This window comes from Haloterrigena alkaliphila (assembly GCF_017352155.2).
GTDB lineage: Archaea > Halobacteriota > Halobacteria > Halobacteriales > Natrialbaceae > Haloterrigena > Haloterrigena alkaliphila.
Window position 1 is genome coordinate 2,918,433 of the sequence record NZ_CP071462.1, and the last position, 17,925, is coordinate 2,936,357.

The window sequence follows — 17,925 nt, forward strand, 5'->3', positions numbered from 1 at the left end:
CCGACGGGCGCGACCCAGTTGGAAGTTCGCCCCATCGTTCCACGATCGAACCAGTGATTCCTTTGGTGGCCGGCCCGTAGTAACGGACATGCAGCGACGCGAGTTCGTCGCCGGCGTCGGCAGCGTCGGGGTCATCGCCAGCGCGGGCGGCATCCTCTGGCGCGGCCTCCCGTCGTTCGGCGACGGCGCTCCGGCGCCGTCCGGCGACGAGGACGGCGACCCGCTCGAGGTCGAGACCGTCGACGCGAAGGGGAGCACCGCCGGGACGTTCGACGTTCGCGGCGGGGACGACGGAGCCGAGGCCACGGCGATCATGTTCTTCACCACGGGCTGTGGCCAGTGTCAGGCCCAGATTCCCCGCCTCGCCGAGGCCCGCGAACGGCTCGCCACTCGCCACGGCGACGCGGTCCGGTTCCTCTCGGTCACCTACCAGTCGCCCGAGCGACTGCCGTCGGAGACGCTCCGGGAGTGGTGGACCGACCACTCCGGCGAGTGGGCCGTCGGGTACGAGGACGGACTCGCCGCCGCCTACGGCGTCGTCGGCTTCCCCGTCACGATCGTCGTCGACTCCGAGGGCGAGAAGGACTGGGAGGAAAACGGCGTTCTGAGCCCCCGCAGGGTCGTCGGTGGCGTCGAATCCGTCATCGAGTGATCGTCGGCGAAATCGAGGTCCGCGGCCGAGAGACCCGCCTCGAGTCGATTGATTCCGACGGTAAAAACGAGCGGGCTGCGAACGGGTCGCGGCTCGGTCAGGCCTTCGCCTGCCAGCTGCGGAGCCGATCGGCGCTGACGCCCTCGACGTCCTCGGCGACGACGTCCGGATCGGCGTCGGTCAGATCGTCGATGCTCTCGATGCCCGCGTCGGCGAGTTTCTCGACCGTCTTGGCGCCGACGCCCTCGAGCGCCTCGAGGTCGGAGCCGGTCTCGCTCTCGCGGGCCTGAAACTCCTGGTAGTTGCAGATCGGACAGCCCAGTTCCCAGGGCTCGTCGCCGCTGTGGACGACGAGTTCGGGCAGCTCGTGCTCGTCGCAGTACTCGTCGGTGACCTCGATATCGCCGCGTCGCGGGAGGGGTAAGGAGTACTCGCAGTCGGGGTAGCGCGTGCAGCCGACCAGTCGGGAGCCGCTCTGGAGCGTCTTGACCGCTAACTCGCCGTCGTGTTCGTCACCGCATTCGGGACAGACACCCAGAACGGGTCCCTCGCCGGCGTCTTCGGCCTTGCAGAGCGGGCAGCCGTGGACGAACGTCTGCCGGCCGGCGAGCATCTTGACCTCGTTGAGGCCGTGCTCCTCGCACTCGTTTTCCATGATCAGCGGCTTGCCCGTCGAGGGCAGCGGGAGCGTGTTCTCGCAGTCGGGGTAGCCGTCGCAGCCGATGAAGTACGAGCCGTGGCGGCTCCGCCGGACGAGCAGGTCCTCGCCGCACTCCGGACAGGGGCCGAGTCGCTTGTCGTCCTTCAGCGATTTGCGGAGCTGATCGCCGATCTCCTCGCGCGAGTCCGCGAGGTTCTCGAAGATCCCCTCGAGCATCTCCCGGGACTCGTCGGTGACGTCCTCGAGCGTCGCGTCGCCGTTCGCGATGGCGTCCATGTCGGCCTCGAGTTGGGCGGTCATCTCCTCGCTGACGACCCGGTCGGCGTAGTCCTCGGCCGCGTCGACGACGGCCATCGCGAGCCGCGTCGGTCGCGGCGGGTCGCTCTCGATGTAGCCGCGGTCGTAGAGCTTCTCCAGGGTGTTGTGGCGGGTCGACTTCGTCCCGATCCCCAGGTCCTCCATGGTCTCGATGAGTCGCGACTGGCCGTACCTGCGCGGGGGCTGGGTCTCCTTCTCCTCGAGTTCGACCTCGGAGAGGGCGAGTTCTTCGCCCTCGTCGACGTCCGGGACGTAGTTCTCGCTGGTGTTGAAGTACGGGTAGACGTCGTGGTAGCCGGCCTCGACGAGTCGTTTGCCGTTGGACTTGAGCCGGTAGTCGTCGACCTCGGTGACGACCTTGAGGTGTTCCCAGATCGCCGCCTCGGCGACGGTGGCGTAGAACCGGCGCACCACGAGTTCGTACACCTCCCACTCGTCGTCGCTCACGTCGCCCCCGCGCGAGGGAATCTCGCCGGTTGGGTGGATGGGCGGGTGGTCGGTCGTCTCCTCGTCGCCTTCCGTCGGAACGATCTCGTCGGCCTCGAGCAGCGACTCGGCGGATTCGCCGAGCGTGGGGTGGCCGACGAAGTCGTCGAGCAGTTCCTCGGGGTCCAGATCGTCCGGGTAGACGGTGTTGTCGGTCCGCGGATACGTGATGTAGCCGGCGGTGTAGAGGTCTTCGGCGATCGACATCGCCCGCTTGGCCGAGTAACCGATGGCGCTGGCCGCGCGGATGAACTGGGTGGTGTTGAACGGCTCCGGGGGCGTGTCCGTGCGCGTCCGGCGGTTGACGTCGACGACCGTCGCGGCGTCGCGCTCGGCGAGGGTCTCGTAGACCTCCTCGGCGACGGCCTCCTCCCAGACGCGCTCGGCCTCGTTGTCGTCCTCGTCGCGGTAGTAGTACTGCGCGTCGAAGGTGGTCGAATCGCCCTCGTGTTTCGCGAGGTCGGCGAACAGTTCCCAGTAGGTCTCGGGGGCGAACGCCTCGATCTCGCGCTCGCGATCGACGATCAGTTTCAGCGTCGGCGACTGGACGCGGCCGACCGAAATGAAGTCGTTGCCGAGTTGGCCGGCCGACAGGGAGAGGAACCGCGTCAGCGCGGCGCCCCAGACGAGGTCGATGATCTGGCGGGCCTCGCCCGCGGCCGCCAGATCGAAGTCCAGTTCGTCGGGTTCGTCGAAGGCGCTTTGCACCTCGTTTTCCGTGATCGACGAGAAGCGAACCCGCCGGATGGGGACGTCCTCGTCGACGTCGCGCACGATGTCGTAGGCCTCCTTCCCGATGAGTTCGCCCTCGCGGTCGTAGTCGGTCGCGATGGTGACGCGGGAGGCCTTGCGCGCCAGAATGCGCAGCGTCGCGACGATGTTCTCCTTCGTGGCGGTCTTCTCGACGCTCGCGTCGATGAGTTCGACGGGTTCGACGTCCCGCCAGTCCGAATATTCGGCGGGGAAGTCGACGCCGACGACGTGACCCGACAGCCCCACGCAGCGCTTACCGCCCCACTCGTAGACGTTGACGCCGTTCTCGCGACTCGAGTCGTAGGTGCCGCCGCTCAGGATGTCGGCGATCCGTCGCGCGGCGTTGTCCTTCTCCGTGATTATCAGTTCCACGACGGCTCACCTCCGCGAGCGGTCGGTTCCGGAACGTGCGGGCGAGTGTCCTGCATCGTCGCTCGCTACGAGTGAGGGTTTGATAACGTTTTCGCCGGAAACCGGGGGATAGCGCGGGTGTGCGTGCGTTGTGCGGGCGGCCGCGGTCGCGTGTGCGTGAAGGTCGGTTGCTGGTAGGTCGCCGACGCATCCCATATTCGAACCGACGCGGTCGGCGAACTATCGGGTTCGTCTCTCGAGGCGACCGGCCGGCGGGCTCCGGGCCCGCGCCAACCGACGGCGCTCGAAGCCGGTCCTCCCGAAAACGGCACGCCGCTACCGGGAGCCGAGTCCTTTTCACGTCGCCGGGCGAGAGTCGGACGGAGGGGACACGTGGCAGAATCGCAACCCGAGCGCAAGCGCGTCGACATGACGACGGGAGCGATCCCGCCGAAACTGCTGCACCTCGCGTGGCCGCTCGTGCTGGGTAACCTGCTCCAGACCGTTTACAACCTCGCGGATATGTTCTGGGTCGGCCGCGTGAGCAGCGAGGCGGTCGCCGCGGTCTCGCTGATGTTTCCCCTTTCCTGGATGTTCGTCTCGACGGCGATGGGAATTACCGCGGCGACCATCGCACTCGTCTCCCAGTACGTCGGCTCCGGCGACGATCGAATGGCCGATAGGGTCGTCGCCCAGACGATTTTGCTCACGCTCGCCGTCTCGGGCGTCCTCGCGGCGGTCGGCTTGGTCTTCCGGCGCCAGCTGCTCACCCTAATCGGCGCGCGCGATCAGGTGTTCGTCGAGGCGCTGGCCTACGTCGAGATCATCTTCCTGGCGCTGCCGCTGACCTTCCTCTTCTTCGCCTTTCGCTCCTCGCTTCAGGGCGCCGGCGACACGAAGACGGCGATGTGGCTCGTCTTCGTCTCCGCGGGGATCAACGTCGTCCTCGATCCGTTCCTCATCCTCGGCTGGGGGCCGTTCCCCGCGATGGGCACTCGCGGCGCCGCCGTGGCGACGTTCGTCTCCCGCGGGCTCGCCGCCGTCGCCGGCGTCTCCATCCTGCTCGACGGCCGATTCGGGGTTCGACTCCGGCTCGAGGATCTCACACCCGACGTGACCGTCCTGAAACAGCTGGTCGACGTCGGCTACCCGTCGACGATCGACGGCTGGGCGCGCAGTTTCGCGTCGGTCGCGATGGCCGGGTTCGTCGCCCGCTTCGGTGCGAACCCGACGGCGGCCTACGGCATCGGCGTCCGCCTGATGTCGGTCACGTGGTCGGTCGCCGGCGCCGTCGGGAACGCGACGGCGACCGGCGTCGGGCAGAATCTGGGTGCGAAGACCCCCGACCGAGCGGCGGCAGTCGCGCGAACGGCGACCGCGGGGACGATGGTACTGATCGGTGCCGTGGCGGCGGTGTTGATCGCGTTCCCCGCACAGGCCATGCGAATCTTCGTCGGCGATCCGGACGTGATCGCCGAGGGAGTCGTCTACCTGCGGATCATGGCCCCCTTCTGGGCGCTGTTCGCCGGCGTGATGGTCATCCAGGGCGCGTTCCGCGGCGCCGGTAACACCCGCGAGGCGATGGTGCTTTCCTTCCTCTCGCGGTGGATCTTCCGCGTCCCAGTCGCGCTCGTCCTCGCCTTCGGCTGGACGGTGACGGTTCCCGGCGTCGGCCTCGAGATCAGCGGCCTCGAGTGGGGCGTCGAGGGGATCTGGTGGGCCTACTCGTTTGGAATGGTCGCCTCGTTCGTCGTTGCCGTCGCCTGGTTCCGGCTGGGAACGTGGACGGAGGGCGTCATCGACGGCAACGAGGACGGAACCGACCCGCGGACGGACCGTCCGGCGGGCGACCGGGATCCGGAGTCGGTCGACGACTGACGGCCGACGGCGTTCCCGAACCGCACGATCGATCACGAGGAATGTCGATCTATTCGCCCGTATACGGGTCCGAAAATTGATTTCTCGGGATGTTCGTCACGATAGACTTTTCACCATCCGATACTACCACTAGGTTGTATGAGCGACTTCGAGCAGTTCAGTCAGGTCGGCGAAGCGGACGTCACTCGAGCGATCGGACAGGAGTGGACCGAGGAGTTCATGGACTTCTCGGACTCGGACGTGATCATCGTGGGCGGGGGTCCCTCGGGGCTGACGGCCGCGAAGGAGCTCTCCGAGCGCGGCGTCAAGACGATGGTCGTCGAGAAGAACAACTACCTCGGCGGCGGGTTCTGGCTCGGCGGCTTCCTGATGAACAAGGTCACCGTCCGCGACCCGGCCCAACAGATCCTCGACGAACTCGACGTCTCGCACAAGCAGTCCGCGGACAGCGAGGGGCTCTACGTCGCCAACGGCCCCGAGGCCTGTTCGGGTCTCATCAAGGCCGCCTGCGATGCGGGCGCGAAAATGCAGAACATGACCGAGTTCACGGACATCGTCATCCGCGAGGATCACAAGGTCTCGGGTATCGTGATGAACTGGACGCCGGTCCACGCCCTGCCCCGCGAGATCACCTGCGTCGACCCCATCGCCGTCGAGGCCGATCTGGTCATCGACGCCACCGGCCACGACGCGATGGCCGTCAAGAAACTCGACGAGCGGGGCGTCCTCGACGCGCCCGGTATCGGCGACGCCGAGGCCAACGCGACCGGCATGGACCAGACCGGCGACGACAGCTACGGCGCTCCCGGCCACGACTCGCCCGGCCACGACTCGATGTGGGTCGGCAAGTCCGAGGACGCCGTCGTCGAACACACGGGCCTCGTCCACGACGGTCTGATCGCGACCGGGATGGCGACGGCAACCACCTACGGCCTCCCGCGGATGGGTCCAACCTTCGGCGCCATGCTCGTCTCGGGTAAGCGCGCCGCACAGGTCGCGCTCGACGAACTCGAGGTCGACGCCGACCCGGTCGACATCACCTCGCGCGCGGCATCGCCGGCGGACGACTGAGCGGGTCCCGGACGCCGCCGTTTTCGGTGACTCGAGGCGCCGTCAGTCGTTGATCCACCCGTAGTCCGGCGCCTCGTCGGCGGACGGTTCGTCCTCGTCGGTGAGCGATTCGTCGCAGTACCCGCACGCGTCGGCGTCCGCCGGAACGCGGGCCCACACGAGAGACATTTGTTCTTCGACTCCTACGAAGCCGTGTCGTCACCGTAGATCTCGTGTATGTGCTCGAACTGAAGCACAATCCGCACGAAGACTATCACTCCGAACGCGGCGAGCAGGACGTACCGACCGACCGAAGATGCGACATCGATCGTCGACGCGATCTGGAGGGCATTTCCGGCCAGCGGAATGTACATCGCTATCGAGTCGTCTTTTGAGAAAGGTAACTCTGTTGACGGTACGTACACCTGCGATTCGCGACGAGCGATCCTTCGTCGAGTAATGGCACGCATTGACGCCGGCGGCTGCGGAACGGGACTCGAGTCGCGCTTTCCGCTCAGCCGTCGACCGAATCGATACCGATCGAGGCGCTGGTCGCCCGTTCGAGGAGATCTTCGGCGTCGGACTGGAGGAGGTGGCCGCGCTCGACGGCGTCGTCGGTCGCGGTCTCGAGTTGGGCGACGTAGTCGTCGTCGGAATCGTACAGCGCGGCGAGCGTGGCATCCTCGAGACGGAATCCGAATCCACACCGTTTTCGCGGCGGGCGAGCAGCCTTCGACCATGCAACTCGTCGTGACCGGTGCGACCGGCGGAGTCGGAAGCTGGGCCGTCGATCACTTCGCGGGCGAGGGCCACGAGATCGTCGGGATCGACCTCGAGCGACCGCCGCGAGAGCGCGAGAACGTCACGTTCCTCGCGGCCGATCTCACCGAACAGGGGCCGGCGTGGGAGGCGATCCTCGAGCGCGAGCCCGACGCGGTGATCCACTGCGCCGGGATTCCGCGGATGGACCTCGCGCCCGAGACCGAGACGTTCCTGACCAACGTCTCGTCGGCCTATCACGTCTTCGAGGCCGCGGGTCGAGTCGGCGCGGACGTGGTCTGGACCTCGAGCGAGAGCCTCTACGGGATGCCCTTTGCCGACGAGCCGTTCCTGCCGGACGCCCTGCCGATCGACGAATCGCACCCGCAGCGGCCCGAAGACGGCTACGGGGCGTCGAAGCTCGTCGGCGAAGAACTCGCGGCGAAGGCGGTCCGGAAGCACGGGGTCTCGGTCGCCTCGATCCGTCCGTCGTGGGTCCAGTACCCCGGCGAGTACCGGTGTGGCGACGTCCGGGACGGCTTCGACCCCGACTCGGCCGAGCCCAGCGGCAACTTCTGGTCGTACGTCGACGTGCGCGACGTCGTCTCGATCGTCGAGGCTGCCCTCGCGGCCGACGTCGACGGCCACGAGCCGTACCACGCGATGGCCGCCGAGAACTACCTCGGCCGCCCGACCGCGGACGCGATCGAGGCCGTCTTCGGCGACCTCCCAGCCGACTGCGACCTCGAGGGCGAGCAGTCGGCGTTCTCGACGGCGAAAGCGCGCCGGGAACTGGGGTGGGAGCCCACACACTCGTGGCGCGAGGCCGAGTCCGAGCGCGTGGAGAGGCCGGCGTTTCTCGACGAATGACAGTCTGTCGGTCCGTCGTCGAACCCGCGAATCCGACGTTCAGTGTTCGTCCCGTCCCACCGCGGACCGACCGGTGACCGCAAGCGTTTCACCGAGTGGTACGACTAGGTTGTATATGGTCGACGAAGTCATCTGCTATCGCGCGCCCTCGACCGTCGTCAACGCCGACACCGTCGCCGACTGGCTCGCGGACCGAATCGACGCGTCGGTGACGGTTCGCGATCGGTTTCTGGACGTCCACCGAACGGACGACCTCCCCGAGCGGTTCGCCGAGGGGCGGGTCCCCTCGCCCTACGAACGCGAGACGGGCAACACGATGCTCGGGACGATCCGGTACGAGGAGCGCGCGCTCGAGCACCCCGAACGCGAGGGCGGAGTGCTCTACGACGGCGTGGCCGTCCAGCGGGCGCTCAACGCCGCGCTCCCGGAAGCCGAGCGCGGCCTCGAGACGCTCCACGTGGCGATCCTCGACCGCGCGATCGGAACGTGGGGAGACCACGACGGTCGCTGGCACAAGCGCGTGACCGTCCTCGGACAACCCGCGCTGGTCTCGGTGCCCGGGCTCTACGAGGCCCCCGCTAAGCCGGAGGCCTATTACGAGGCAAAGCAGCGCCACGCGCTGCTCTCTGGTGACGCGCCGCCCCGGGAGGTCCTCGAGAATCGGGTCGAGGGCGAGTTCCTGATCGAGGACGACCCCCGGACGACCGACGCCCTGAAGGGGTACGTTCTGCAGGCGTACCACTACCTCGAGACGGGCGAGACCTTCTGCGACAGCGAGGCGTGTCGCCTCTATAACGCGCACTACCACGAGGACCTGATCGAGGCCCAGTTGCGCGACCCCGAGTTCTGCAGTGACCACGCTCGGCTGTACGAGGGCTGACCGCACCGGCGACGGACGAATCCCCGCTCCGGCAGCGATCGACTCCCCGCTCCGGGATTGCCAGAACCGCAGCCCTCTTTTGTCACAGCCGGCATCTTCAACACACAATGAGTGAACCGTTTACCGTCTCTATCCCCGTCCGCTACCGCGATCTCGATCCGCTGAACCACGTCAACCACGCCGTCTACGCGAGCTACCTCGAGGTCGCCCGCACCGACTTCCTCGAGGAGGTCGTCGGCGTCGCCCCCGAGGACATCTCCTTCGTCATCGCCAACCTCGAGATCGACTACCGACGACCGGTCGTCAAGGGCGACGACCCGGAGGTCGCCCTCCGGATCGGTCGACTTGGCGAGTCCAGTTGCACGATGGAGTACGAGATCCGGGTCGGCGACGACGTGGCCGCGACCGCCGAGACGACCATCGTCCACATCGACCCCGAGTCGAAGCGACCGTCGCCGCTGCCCGACGAGCTCCGCGACCCGATCGCGAAATATAAAGGAATCGAGGCGCCGGCGTAGGCGACCCTCGTGGATGCATCGACTTCGGATCACCGTTTTTCTCTGCCGATCACGCCAGTCCGCCGGCGATCACGGCAGTTTGCCGCCGCCGATCACTCCAGCCGACCACCGGTCAGCCGAACGACGCCGAAGACGTGGGATTCGTCGGCGACGGCGGTCGACCGCTCGCGGAGGCGCGCGTGGGCGTCGGTGATCTTCTCGTCCAGCCGACGGTGCGGATCGCGCTCGTAGCGCAGTTTCGTCGTCGGCGGCGTCGAGAGGACGACGATCGCCCGGAAGAGAGCGTTGACCGGCGGCGCGTACCACTCGCGGCTCGAGGCGGCGTCGGCGAGGACGACGTGGCCGCCGGGGCCGACGAGGTCACACCAGTCGTCGACCGCGCCGGCGGGGTCCTCGAGCATGCCGACGACGAACGTCGCCAGGAGGGCGTCGACGGCCGCTTCGTCGGCTGGCACCCCGTCAGCTGGCGCGTCCTCGGCATCAGGGTCGTCCTCGAGCGCGCCCAGCGGCGGCCGCGTCGCGTCGCCCCGGACGACGTGCACGTTGTCGTACTCGGCCGTCAGTTCCCGCGCCCGCTCGAGCACCGGTCCGGTGAAGTCGATTCCGATGACGGTCCCCTCCGGACCGACCCGCTCGCGCAGGTACGGCAGGTTCGCGCCGGTGCCACAGCCCATCTCGACGACGGTGTCGCCGGGCTCGAGGCGGCAGGCGGCCGCCGCTCGGCGTCGCAGCGCCGGGATTCCGGGCGTGCGGCGCGCGACGAGATCGTAGAGGCGCGCCCAGCGGCCGTAGAACTCCTGGGCGGTCTCAGACGCCGCGTTCGTTCTCGTTCCAGTGGCCGGTCCCGATTCCGAATCTCGGCGCGGATCGAGCGCTCGGAGTCTCGAGGGGAGGCCCGCCATCTCAGATCAGCGATCGGACCGCGTCCGCGACCGATTCCGCGTCCGGTCCCAGCACGTAGATCAGCGGCTCGATCCCCATCCCGCCGGTCTGGTAGAGCACCGTCGCCTCCGGATCGTCCTCGATCGCGGCGCCGACGCTCGAGGCGACGTCGCTCGACTCGTCGAACTCGGCCGTCGTGTGACCCTGTTCGGTCAGTTCCGCGAGCAGGTTCTTGTCGTACCGGACGTTGATCGCCGCCGAGGCGTCCGCGCCGTGGTCGCGCGCGGCGAGGAGGACGGTCGCGACGTGTTCGGAGACCCCGAACTCGGGACCCGACGGCACCGTGGTCTGGCCCTTGACGTCGAAGATGCGGCCGGGAACCCCGGCGACGTCGTCGACGTCCGCGGCGTCGGGCGTACAGGCGACCAGGTTCGAGCCGACCGCCGGGATCAGGGTCGAGAAGCCGCTGGCGTTCTCGAGGATGCGCAGGCCGCGCCGGAGCGACGACAGCACGCGCTCGCTGGTCCGCAGGTCGTTTTCGGGGTCGTGCACCCGAAAGCTCGCGCCGTGGTCGGCGAGGTCGGGAACCGCCTCCTCGTGGAGTTGTGCCAGCAGGTCGCCGCCCGTCTCGAGGTCGCGAACGAGGACTTCGATCTCGATCAGCGCCTGGACGGGCGTGACGTCGCCGGCCGCCAGCCCGTCGGCGAGTTCGCCGACGAGCCCCTCGACGCGCTCGTCGTCGGCGATGCGCTCGTTGGTGGTGACGTCGCCGTGGGCGTACTTCGAGACGGCGCTCTGACTGATCCCGAGGACCTCCGCGACCTCGCTCTGAGTGAGTCCGCGCTCGCGGAGTTCCCCGGCCAGCAGCGACCGGACCGTCGGGAGGAACTCGTCCACGACGATTTCTTCGACGAATTGCATTTGTCGGACCTACGTCCGCGCGCGGAATAACTTGTGGGATCGGTGGGTCCCGGGATCGGAATCGAGCGCTCGAGGAGGGATGCTGAGCGACGGGTTCGTTCGCCACCGTTTCGGTGGCGCGCGCTGCGTCGCGGCGAGTGAACAACGAGCCGCGATGCGACATCGTGCGAGGGATGAGCGAGGGAACGTCGTGACCGAGCGAATCGGCTGGGGAGGGTGTGGCCATCCTAGTTGCCACGATAGCAGCGTGTTCCGCGCACCCGTTCCCGCACTCGAGGAACGGCTGTGATCGCCCCCGAAAGCGATACTGCTGAAAGAAGTATCGACTAGTCGCGCTCGAGTTGATCCCCGCCGAACTCGTCGTCGCTCTGGATTCGCGAGGCCTGCGGCCCGGCCTGATCTTGGTACTTCGAGCCGCGCTCGCTGCCGTAGGGACGCTTTGCTTCGGTCTTGAGTTCGGTGAAGGTCAACTGCGAGATCCGCATGCCGGGCGTGAGCGCGACCGGCGCGGTGCCGAGATTCGATAGCTCGAGGGTGATCTGGCCGCGATACCCCGGATCGCAGAGTCCCGCTGTGGCATGGACTACCACGGCAAGGCGACCCAGAGAGGAGCGGCCCTCGACGTGGGCGATCAGATCGGCCGGGATCTCGACGCGCTCGTGGGTCGTTCCCAGCACGAAGTCCCCCGGGTGCAGGATGAAGTCGTCGCCGTCCTCGACGACGGTCTCCGTGACGTACTCGTCGACCTCCTGTTCGGAGTTGGGGTGAATGCAGGGAATGTTCGTCCGCTGGAACTCGAGGAACTCCTGGCCGAGCCGGAGGTCGATGCTGGCGGGCTGGATCTGCAACTCGGGGTCGTCTAGCGGTTCGACGACGAGGTCGCCGGCCTCGAGGCGCTCGAGGATGTCCGCGTCGGAGAGGATCATACCGAGTCGGTGCGAACCACGAGGCCCTAAATCACCCGATCCGTTGTGGGGGTGCGTGAACGGCAGCCGAATATTCTTCGATGGTTCACTTTCCAACTCGTGGCCCGAATCGATTAGTAAGTGGTACCCCGAATGGATTCTCATGGAGGGGCAACAGGAGCGGTTCAACGGCGATGCGGGGGTGTTACATCAGCGATCTGTCAGAATCCCGCTTCCCGACGAGGAGGCCGAGCGGGTCTTCCACGAGAACATGATGACTATCGCGGACGCCGAGGAGCGGAAGGCGGACTTGCTGGCGGATCCGGACGTCCCGTTGCTCACCGCCTACGAGGAGGGGTTCGATTACGCCGCGGAGAGCTTCCAGCGACGACTGCAGCGGATCGCGGGCGAGGACTACGAGGAGGTCGCGATGGCGTACTTTCGGGGCGACCGCGACGACCGGATCGCAGAGATCACCGCGTACTTCTTCGAGGGCGTCTGGCGGGTTCAGCAGTGGCCCACGGTGACGGAGATGGTGTACGCGCCGCTGCTCCTCCGCTATCCGGACGGGTTCACGCTGAACATTCGCTTCGCCAGCGACTGCACCGCGCCGGAGGCGATCCACTACGAGTCGCCGGAACACTGCTCCGAGGAGCTAGCCCGCGAGCACGCCGAGACGTACTACGAGGAGAGCCAGTACTCCCAGCGGCGGGCGGCGGAGTACGTCAGAGAGGGCGCCGACATGATCCGCGAGGAGTTCCCCGACCCGGACGAGACCACCTTCGAGGAGCGCAAGTACGGCGGGATCGTCTCGGCGTCGGGCCGGCGCGGCTCGGTTTTCTCGTCGGTGGTCAAACGCGTCGACCCGGATCCCGAACGGTTCTCGGGGCCGGCCGCCGAACCGAGCCTCGTCGAAGCGGGGCCCGAGGCGCGGCGAACCGAACGCGAACTCGGCCTCGAGGGCGAGATCGTTCGCTGACCGCTTCGGGGCGCTCTTCGGTCACAGCTGCGGAAATAGTCACTGCTAAAGGCGTCCCCCGTCTTCTCTCGGCCATGAAGCAGGCCATCGTCGCCCGCACCGACATCGGGATGGGGCAGGGCAAACTCGCCGCGCAGGTCGCCCACGCGTCGCTGTCGGCCTACGAGAAGGCGGACAGCCAACTCCGGAGCCAGTGGAAACAGAGCGGCCAGAAGAAGGTCGTCCTGAAAGGCGAGAGCGAACGCCAGCTACACGAACTCGCCGCCATCGCCGACAGCGAGGGCCTCCCGAACGCGGTCGTCAGGGACGCCGGTCACACGCAACTCGAGCCCGGAACCGTCACGACGCTGGCCGTCGGCCCCGCGGGCGACGACCGCGTCGACAGCGTCACCGGCGACCTCTCCCTGTTCTGAGACGGCTCGAGAGCGCTGTTACGGGCCGTTCGTCGTCGATTCCTCCGGCTCGCGTTCACCGTCGTCCACGAGCTGAAGCGATGGCTCCGCACAGGTGCACACCCCCTGCGGACTGATCGGATCCACTCGCCCGTCGCTTCTCACCCAGACCGAGACGACCGATTCGCAGCCGTCGCAGACGGCGACTCCCTTCGATTTCTCCGCGTTCGGCGACTCCCGTTTCCCACCCATAGACGTTGTTAACAACTGATAGGACCAAAAGTGTCGGGGTCGCTCCGGCCCCGGTGCGACGGCGCTCGAGAGGGGAGCAACCGTCACACCGTCACAGCAGCCACAGCGCCGCAGCGAGAAGCCCGCCGGCCACGACGGTCGCGCCGATTCGGGCCGTCCGCACCTCGAGCGGGCCGTCGAGTTGCGCGAGCGCCACGAAGAAGACCGGAACGAGCGCGATACCGAGCGCGAATCCGAGGCCGGGTCAGTCGCCCGTCGCGAGCGTCACCAGTCCGATACCGACCGCCAGCCCGACCGACGACTCGAGCGGGTCTCGCAGACCGGTCGCGTCCATACGGCCACCGTCGACCGCCCCGGCCGATAATCGGTTCGGTCAGCGCGCGAGGGTCGGCCGACGGACGAACGATCCGGCGAGCGACGCGAGAACGAACCGATTTATCCCCGGCCGCCCAAGCGCCGACAATCAGCATGCGTCCGGCACATCCAACGGAGCGGGCCGTCGGCATGGAGTACTACGTCACCGACAGCGACGGCGTCGGGGGCCGCCTGCGCGAGGCCGACGACCACTTCCGCGTGCGCGAACTCGAGCGGTTCTCGACCGAGCCGGTCGACGCCGACGCGGACGCCTACCCGCACCTCGTTGTTCGCGCGAGGCTGTCGGGCTGGGACACCAACGACTTCGCCTCGCGACTCTCCGACGCGCTGGGCGTCTCCCGCGAGCGGGTCAACTGGGCCGGGACGAAGGACAAGTACGCGGTCACCACGCAGCTGTTTTCGATCTACGGGGCGGACCCGACGAACCTCCCGGACGTAAACGGCGCCGACCTCGAGGTGCTGGGGCGGGCCGGCCGAAACCTCGAGTTCGGCGACCTCGCGGGCAACGCGTTCGAACTGGTCGTCAGCGACGCGGAGCACCCCGAGAACGCGACCGAAATCGCGGACGAACTGCACGCCTTCGGCGGCCTCGAGGACGGCGGTGCCGACGCGACCGACGGCGACGACGGCTCGAGCGTCTCCGTCGGCGTCCCCAACTTCTTCGGCCAGCAGCGCTTCGGCAGTCGTCGGCCGGTCACCCACGCGGTCGGCCTCGAGATCGTCCGTGGCGACTGGGCGGGCGCGGTGATGGCCTACCTCGGGAACCCGACCGACGCGGAACCCGAGTCCACGCAGGAGGCCCGCGCCTTCGTCCAGGAGACCCGCGACTGGCAGGCAGCCCTCGAGCGCTTCCCCCACCGCCTCCGGTACGAGCGCTCGCTCTGTCACGGGCTGGCCGAGGTCGACGGCGAGCCCGGACCCGAGGATTTCCGGGCCGCCCTCGAGCGGCTCCCCTCGAATCTCCAGCGGCTGTTCGTCCACGCCGCGCAGTCCTATGCGTTCAACCTGATGCTCTCCGAGCGCCTCGAGCGCGGCCTGCCGTTCGACGAACCCGTCGCGGGCGACGTGGCCTGCTTCGCCGACACCGACGCCCCCGCGGGCCTCGAGCTGCCCGACACCGATCGCCTCCAGCGGGTCGACGAGCGCCGCGTGCGCTCGGTGCGGCGCCACTGCGAGCGCGGACGCGCGTTCGTCACCGCGCCGCTCGTGGGCACCGAGACGGAACTCGCCGACGGCGAGCAAGGGGAGATCGAACGGAGCGTCCTCGACGAACTGAACCTCGAGCCCGCGGACTTCGATCTGCCCGGCGAATTTCACTCGACTGGCACCCGGCGAGCGATCCTCGTCCGGACGGCTCTCTCCCTCGAGACCGATCCGCTTACGCTCTCGTTCGCGCTGCCGAAGGGGTCGTACGCGACGGTCCTCTGCCGGGAGTTCCTGAAGGTCGATCCGCTCGAGCTAGGGTGACGGCGACCGTCGCCGACCACCGATACGGCAGCCGAACGCCTCTCGGACGGTAGCCGACCGCCTCACGGCCCGCCAGCCGAACGCCTTTTGTGGAGTTGTTGCGACCGTGGCAGTATGATCGGCGAGAACGAGGACCGCGAGATCGTCGACTGGCACCGGGACGTGGTCGACGGGACGACGGTGTACGAAATCGAGTACAGCGATCCGGTCCCGGAGCTGCAGGGCGGACCGCCGGAACCGACCTCGTTCGGCGCGGGCAGCGGTGGCACGGTCCCGATCGACGATCAGGAGATTCAGTTGCCCGGCGGCGAGCGGATCGCCGCGCGGGAGGCGACGTTCGAGAGCGAGGGGACCACGCTGCGCGTCCGCTGTGAGAAACCGTCGCTTCTGTCCCGCGTCCGCCGCCTGCTCCCGTGGTGACCGAGTGGCTGGCGCCCGATTCCACAGCGTCGGAGCGACTGCTCCCGCGACTCAGCCGAGCGCGTTCCGGAGGACGACGCCGAAGCCGACCGCGCCGACGCAGATCGAAACGAGGCCGCCGACCCCGGTCAGCGCGAGCGCGCCGTTTATCGCGGCGGCGAGGAGCAACGGCTGCAGCCAGCCGTACGCGCGACCGACCAGTCGGTCGGCGATGGCGAGGTAGCCGACGGTGGCGCCGACCGCCCACACCAGATAGGCGACGAGCACGAGCGGAAGCGCGACGAAGATCCCGACGATGGTGACGACCAGCAGGACGGTCAGGAGCGCGAGCGCGAGCAGCGAGACGATGCCGTAGAGGAAGGCCCCGACGGGGTCCTCGAGCGCGTCTGCCATCATCCGCTCCGTGTACGCGGGGGCGATCGCGACCATGATGGCGCCGACCACCAGGGTCGTCAGGAAGGCGCTGACGGCGCCGCCGACGAGCCCCTCGGTGGCGCCGATATCGACGTCGATTCCGGGATTCGCCTGCGCGAGCAGCGCGGTCGTCGCGACGGACTGTGCGAGTTCGATCATGCCTCCCTAGAGGACTCGAGAAACGATACGTTCACGCATTTGACCCCTGCGTCCGCGATTCCCTTGACGAGCCCGAACAGGACGTTCGTTGCTGTCCCCCGCCCACTCGAGCAAGGCGGACCGAGGGCGGAACTGCACGAGCGATGGGCGCTGACAGGCTTTTGGCCGCTCGAGTTCTAGACCGGGTATGCACAGCAAACGGCTCCAGCGGGAGATCGACGACCTGATCGCGCAGGGGTGGACCATCGACGAGGAAGCGCCGGACCACGTCGTCATGGTCGACCGGGAGTTCGGATCGCTGCTCTCGCACCTGCTGGTCGCCCTCCTGACCTTCTGGTTCTCGATGGGGGTCGGGAACGTCGTCTGGGGGGCGTACAACTACGTCTCGAACTCCCGGCGGCGCGTTCTCTGGGAGGAGCGCGACTGTCCGAACTGCGGCGCAGCCGTCTCGTCGGCGGCCAGATACTGCCCGGACTGCGGCGAGGACCTCGCGACCGCGCGCGACCAGGAGCGGACCGTCGCGTGCCCCGACTGCGAGGCGATGGTCGCCGAGGGATCGCGGTACTGTCCGAACTGCGGGACGACCCTCGCGGACGCGGGTGGGACCGACTCGTAGCGTCGGCCGAGAACCGAACCCATAGGTAGCTCGCCGCGCATCTCACGGGTACGACACATGGACCCCGATTCACCGCCACACGTCCTCCTGACGAACGACGATGGGATCGACGCGCCCGGTATCCGGGCGCTGTACGACGCGCTCACCGAGGTCGCGTCGGTCACCGTGATCGCTCCCGACCGCAACCAGAGCGCCGTCGGCCGATCGCTGTCGTACGGCCGGACGAGTTCCGACACGGACGACTTCGCGCTGGACCTCGAGGCCGACGCGTTCACCTCGCCGGTCCCCCACACCGAGCACGAACTCGGCTACGCCGTCGACGGTACGCCCTGCGACTGCGCCATCGTCGGTGTCAACGCCATCGAGCCCGAACCCGACCTGCTCGTCTCGGGCTGTAACTCCGGCGCGAACCTCGGCGCCTACGTCTTCTCGCGGTCGGGCACCGTCAGCGCCGCCATGGAGGCCGCCTTCCTCGAGACGCCGTCGATCGCCGTCTCGATGGACACGCTGGGGATGGACGGCGAGGAGGTGCCCGCGGACTTCGAACACGCGGGCGAGGTCGCCGCCGCGCTCGTCGAGGGGACGCCCGGGACCGGGCTGTTCGACCGCGTCGACTACCTGAACGTCAACGTCCCGCGGCCCGACGTCGAGAGCGACGAGTTCGCGCTGACCCGGCCGACCGAGGTCTACGAGATGGACGCCGCCATGGAGAACGGCCGGTTTCAGCTGACGAATCGCCTCTGGCAGCAGATGGCCAACCGGGACATCCCCGACCCCGAGGACACCGATCGACACGCGCTGCTCGAGGGGCAGATCTCGATTTCTCCGATACGGGTCCCCTACGACGTCGTGCAGACCGAGGCCGTTCGGAACATACTCGACGACATTCTGTAGCGGTCACCGCGCTCACATTCTCACCAGCCGATACGATTTAGAGGGTCGCCTCACACGGGGTAGCAGATCGATC

At 67.9% G+C, this 17,925-nt stretch carries 21 protein-coding genes; 12 read left to right on the forward strand and 9 right to left on the reverse strand.

Annotated features, from left to right (window positions below; genetic code table 11):
- The first annotated feature begins 88 nt into the window (after positions 1-88).
- Positions 89-652, forward strand: a complete 564-nt coding sequence (locus tag J0X25_RS33030) for a TlpA family protein disulfide reductase (protein ID WP_207288134.1) — start codon at positions 89-91, stop codon at positions 650-652.
- A 97-nt stretch (positions 653-749) separates the two neighbouring features.
- Here the strand turns inward: J0X25_RS33030 and J0X25_RS33035 are convergent, their stop codons facing one another.
- Positions 750-3,242 (reverse strand): DNA topoisomerase I, encoded by a 2,493-nt coding sequence (locus J0X25_RS33035; protein WP_207288135.1) that lies wholly within the window; start codon positions 3,240-3,242, stop codon positions 750-752.
- A gap of 408 nt (positions 3,243-3,650) precedes the next feature.
- On the opposite strand from J0X25_RS33035, the gene J0X25_RS33040 reads away from it, so the two are divergent.
- Both J0X25_RS33040 and J0X25_RS33045 read left to right on the forward strand, forming a co-directional pair.
- A complete protein-coding gene (locus tag J0X25_RS33040) occupies positions 3,651-5,099 on the forward strand; it encodes an MATE family efflux transporter (RefSeq protein WP_207290920.1) in 1,449 nt (482 codons plus the stop codon).
- Positions 5,100-5,237: 138 nt separating this feature from the next.
- Positions 5,238-6,170, forward strand: a complete 933-nt coding sequence (locus tag J0X25_RS33045) for a sulfide-dependent adenosine diphosphate thiazole synthase (protein WP_207288136.1) — start codon at positions 5,238-5,240, stop codon at positions 6,168-6,170.
- Between the two features lie 42 nt (positions 6,171-6,212).
- Here J0X25_RS33045 and J0X25_RS39840 read toward each other — a convergent pair whose 3' ends face one another.
- The 3 genes from J0X25_RS39840 to J0X25_RS40020 all read right to left on the reverse strand — a co-directional run bounded on the left by J0X25_RS39840 (position 6,213) and on the right by J0X25_RS40020 (position 6,813).
- Entirely contained in the window at positions 6,213-6,338 is a 126-nt protein-coding gene (locus tag J0X25_RS39840; RefSeq protein WP_284145155.1) for a hypothetical protein, read from the reverse strand.
- 14 nt (positions 6,339-6,352) lie between these two features.
- Complete coding sequence (locus J0X25_RS33050) at positions 6,353-6,523, reverse strand: hypothetical protein (RefSeq protein ID WP_207288137.1); 171 nt, start codon at positions 6,521-6,523, stop codon at positions 6,353-6,355.
- A 140-nt stretch (positions 6,524-6,663) separates the two neighbouring features.
- Entirely contained in the window at positions 6,664-6,813 is a 150-nt protein-coding gene (locus J0X25_RS40020) for an alpha/beta hydrolase domain-containing protein (protein ID WP_225896759.1), read from the reverse strand.
- A gap of 74 nt (positions 6,814-6,887) precedes the next feature.
- On the opposite strand from J0X25_RS40020, the gene J0X25_RS33060 reads away from it, so the two are divergent.
- The 3 genes from J0X25_RS33060 to J0X25_RS33070 all read left to right on the forward strand — a co-directional run bounded on the left by J0X25_RS33060 (position 6,888) and on the right by J0X25_RS33070 (position 9,176).
- Positions 6,888-7,778, forward strand: a complete 891-nt coding sequence (locus J0X25_RS33060; protein WP_207288138.1) for an NAD-dependent epimerase/dehydratase family protein — start codon at positions 6,888-6,890, stop codon at positions 7,776-7,778.
- 115 nt (positions 7,779-7,893) lie between these two features.
- The gene (locus J0X25_RS33065; protein WP_207288139.1) at positions 7,894-8,658 is read left to right on the forward strand and encodes a DUF7001 family protein; all 765 of its coding nucleotides are present in this window, start codon (positions 7,894-7,896) and stop codon (positions 8,656-8,658) included.
- Between the two features lie 107 nt (positions 8,659-8,765).
- The gene (locus J0X25_RS33070; protein WP_207288140.1) at positions 8,766-9,176 is read left to right on the forward strand and encodes an acyl-CoA thioesterase; all 411 of its coding nucleotides are present in this window, start codon (positions 8,766-8,768) and stop codon (positions 9,174-9,176) included.
- Between the two features lie 92 nt (positions 9,177-9,268).
- Here J0X25_RS33070 and J0X25_RS33075 read toward each other — a convergent pair whose 3' ends face one another.
- From J0X25_RS33075 to dcd, 3 genes are all read right to left on the reverse strand, one after another.
- On the reverse strand, positions 9,269-10,078 hold the full coding sequence (locus J0X25_RS33075) for a class I SAM-dependent methyltransferase (RefSeq protein WP_207288141.1): 810 nt from the start codon (positions 10,076-10,078) through the stop codon (positions 9,269-9,271).
- Between the two features lies 1 nt (position 10,079).
- Positions 10,080-10,979 carry a thiamine-phosphate synthase family protein gene (locus J0X25_RS33080; RefSeq protein ID WP_207288142.1) on the reverse strand — a complete coding sequence of 300 codons (900 nt, stop codon included), beginning with the start codon at positions 10,977-10,979 and terminating at the stop codon, positions 10,080-10,082.
- A 326-nt stretch (positions 10,980-11,305) separates the two neighbouring features.
- Positions 11,306-11,905: a dCTP deaminase gene (gene dcd, locus J0X25_RS33085; RefSeq protein ID WP_207288143.1), complete on the reverse strand. Its 600-nt coding sequence runs from the start codon at positions 11,903-11,905 to the stop codon at positions 11,306-11,308.
- Between the two features lie 142 nt (positions 11,906-12,047).
- Between dcd and J0X25_RS33090 the strand changes: the two genes are divergently transcribed.
- Together J0X25_RS33090 and pth2 are read left to right on the forward strand one after the other, a co-directional pair.
- Positions 12,048-12,863, forward strand: a complete 816-nt coding sequence (locus J0X25_RS33090) for a hypothetical protein (protein WP_207288144.1) — start codon at positions 12,048-12,050, stop codon at positions 12,861-12,863.
- A gap of 74 nt (positions 12,864-12,937) precedes the next feature.
- Positions 12,938-13,276 carry a peptidyl-tRNA hydrolase Pth2 gene (gene pth2 / locus J0X25_RS33095; RefSeq protein WP_207288145.1) on the forward strand — a complete coding sequence of 113 codons (339 nt, stop codon included), beginning with the start codon at positions 12,938-12,940 and terminating at the stop codon, positions 13,274-13,276.
- Between the two features lie 18 nt (positions 13,277-13,294).
- Here the strand turns inward: pth2 and J0X25_RS33100 are convergent, their stop codons facing one another.
- Positions 13,295-13,507, reverse strand: coding sequence for a hypothetical protein (locus J0X25_RS33100; protein WP_207288146.1), 213 nt, complete (start codon positions 13,505-13,507; stop codon positions 13,295-13,297).
- Positions 13,508-13,975: 468 nt separating this feature from the next.
- Here J0X25_RS33100 and truD point away from each other — a divergent pair, with 468 nt between their 5' ends.
- Complete coding sequence (gene truD / locus J0X25_RS33105) at positions 13,976-15,349, forward strand: tRNA pseudouridine(13) synthase TruD (RefSeq protein ID WP_207288147.1); 1,374 nt, start codon at positions 13,976-13,978, stop codon at positions 15,347-15,349.
- Between the two features lie 114 nt (positions 15,350-15,463).
- Positions 15,464-15,769 (forward strand): hypothetical protein, encoded by a 306-nt coding sequence (locus tag J0X25_RS33110; RefSeq protein ID WP_207288148.1) that lies wholly within the window; start codon positions 15,464-15,466, stop codon positions 15,767-15,769.
- A gap of 51 nt (positions 15,770-15,820) precedes the next feature.
- Here the strand turns inward: J0X25_RS33110 and J0X25_RS33115 are convergent, their stop codons facing one another.
- Positions 15,821-16,342, reverse strand: a complete 522-nt coding sequence (locus tag J0X25_RS33115; RefSeq protein WP_207288149.1) for a DUF8173 domain-containing protein — start codon at positions 16,340-16,342, stop codon at positions 15,821-15,823.
- A gap of 187 nt (positions 16,343-16,529) precedes the next feature.
- On the opposite strand from J0X25_RS33115, the gene J0X25_RS33120 reads away from it, so the two are divergent.
- Positions 16,530-16,958 (forward strand): zinc ribbon domain-containing protein, encoded by a 429-nt coding sequence (locus tag J0X25_RS33120; RefSeq protein ID WP_207288150.1) that lies wholly within the window; start codon positions 16,530-16,532, stop codon positions 16,956-16,958.
- A gap of 57 nt (positions 16,959-17,015) precedes the next feature.
- Positions 17,016-17,852 (forward strand): 5'/3'-nucleotidase SurE, encoded by an 837-nt coding sequence (gene surE / locus J0X25_RS33125; protein WP_207288151.1) that lies wholly within the window; start codon positions 17,016-17,018, stop codon positions 17,850-17,852.
- The last annotated feature ends 73 nt before the right edge of the window (positions 17,853-17,925 follow it).

Excerpts from the sequence above, each read along its gene's own strand:
- J0X25_RS33050 (WP_207288137.1), bottom strand. The coding sequence starts at position 6,523 with ATGTACATTCCGCTGGCCGGAAATGCCCTCCAGATCGCGTCGACGATC.
- J0X25_RS33075 (WP_207288141.1), bottom strand. The coding sequence starts at position 10,078 with ATGGCGGGCCTCCCCTCGAGACTCCGAGCGCTCGATCCGCGCCGAGAT.
- J0X25_RS33060 (WP_207288138.1), top strand. The coding sequence starts at position 6,888 with ATGCAACTCGTCGTGACCGGTGCGACCGGCGGAGTCGGAAGCTGGGCC.
- J0X25_RS33120 (WP_207288150.1), top strand. The coding sequence starts at position 16,530 with ATGCACAGCAAACGGCTCCAGCGGGAGATCGACGACCTGATCGCGCAG.
- J0X25_RS33100 (WP_207288146.1), bottom strand. The coding sequence starts at position 13,507 with ATGGGTGGGAAACGGGAGTCGCCGAACGCGGAGAAATCGAAGGGAGTC.
- J0X25_RS33065 (WP_207288139.1), top strand. The coding sequence starts at position 7,894 with ATGGTCGACGAAGTCATCTGCTATCGCGCGCCCTCGACCGTCGTCAAC.
- J0X25_RS33070 (WP_207288140.1), top strand. The coding sequence starts at position 8,766 with ATGAGTGAACCGTTTACCGTCTCTATCCCCGTCCGCTACCGCGATCTC.
- J0X25_RS33045 (WP_207288136.1), top strand. The coding sequence starts at position 5,238 with ATGAGCGACTTCGAGCAGTTCAGTCAGGTCGGCGAAGCGGACGTCACT.
- surE (WP_207288151.1), top strand. The coding sequence starts at position 17,016 with ATGGACCCCGATTCACCGCCACACGTCCTCCTGACGAACGACGATGGG.
- dcd (WP_207288143.1), bottom strand. The coding sequence starts at position 11,905 with ATGATCCTCTCCGACGCGGACATCCTCGAGCGCCTCGAGGCCGGCGAC.
- J0X25_RS33090 (WP_207288144.1), top strand. The coding sequence starts at position 12,048 with ATGGAGGGGCAACAGGAGCGGTTCAACGGCGATGCGGGGGTGTTACAT.
- J0X25_RS39840 (WP_284145155.1), bottom strand. The coding sequence starts at position 6,338 with ATGTCTCTCGTGTGGGCCCGCGTTCCGGCGGACGCCGACGCGTGCGGG.
- truD (WP_207288147.1), top strand. The coding sequence starts at position 13,976 with ATGCGTCCGGCACATCCAACGGAGCGGGCCGTCGGCATGGAGTACTAC.
- J0X25_RS33040 (WP_207290920.1), top strand. The coding sequence starts at position 3,651 with ATGACGACGGGAGCGATCCCGCCGAAACTGCTGCACCTCGCGTGGCCG.
- J0X25_RS33110 (WP_207288148.1), top strand. The coding sequence starts at position 15,464 with ATGATCGGCGAGAACGAGGACCGCGAGATCGTCGACTGGCACCGGGAC.
- J0X25_RS33080 (WP_207288142.1), bottom strand. The coding sequence starts at position 10,979 with ATGCAATTCGTCGAAGAAATCGTCGTGGACGAGTTCCTCCCGACGGTC.
- J0X25_RS33115 (WP_207288149.1), bottom strand. The coding sequence starts at position 16,342 with ATGATCGAACTCGCACAGTCCGTCGCGACGACCGCGCTGCTCGCGCAG.
- pth2 (WP_207288145.1), top strand. The coding sequence starts at position 12,938 with ATGAAGCAGGCCATCGTCGCCCGCACCGACATCGGGATGGGGCAGGGC.
- J0X25_RS33030 (WP_207288134.1), top strand. The coding sequence starts at position 89 with ATGCAGCGACGCGAGTTCGTCGCCGGCGTCGGCAGCGTCGGGGTCATC.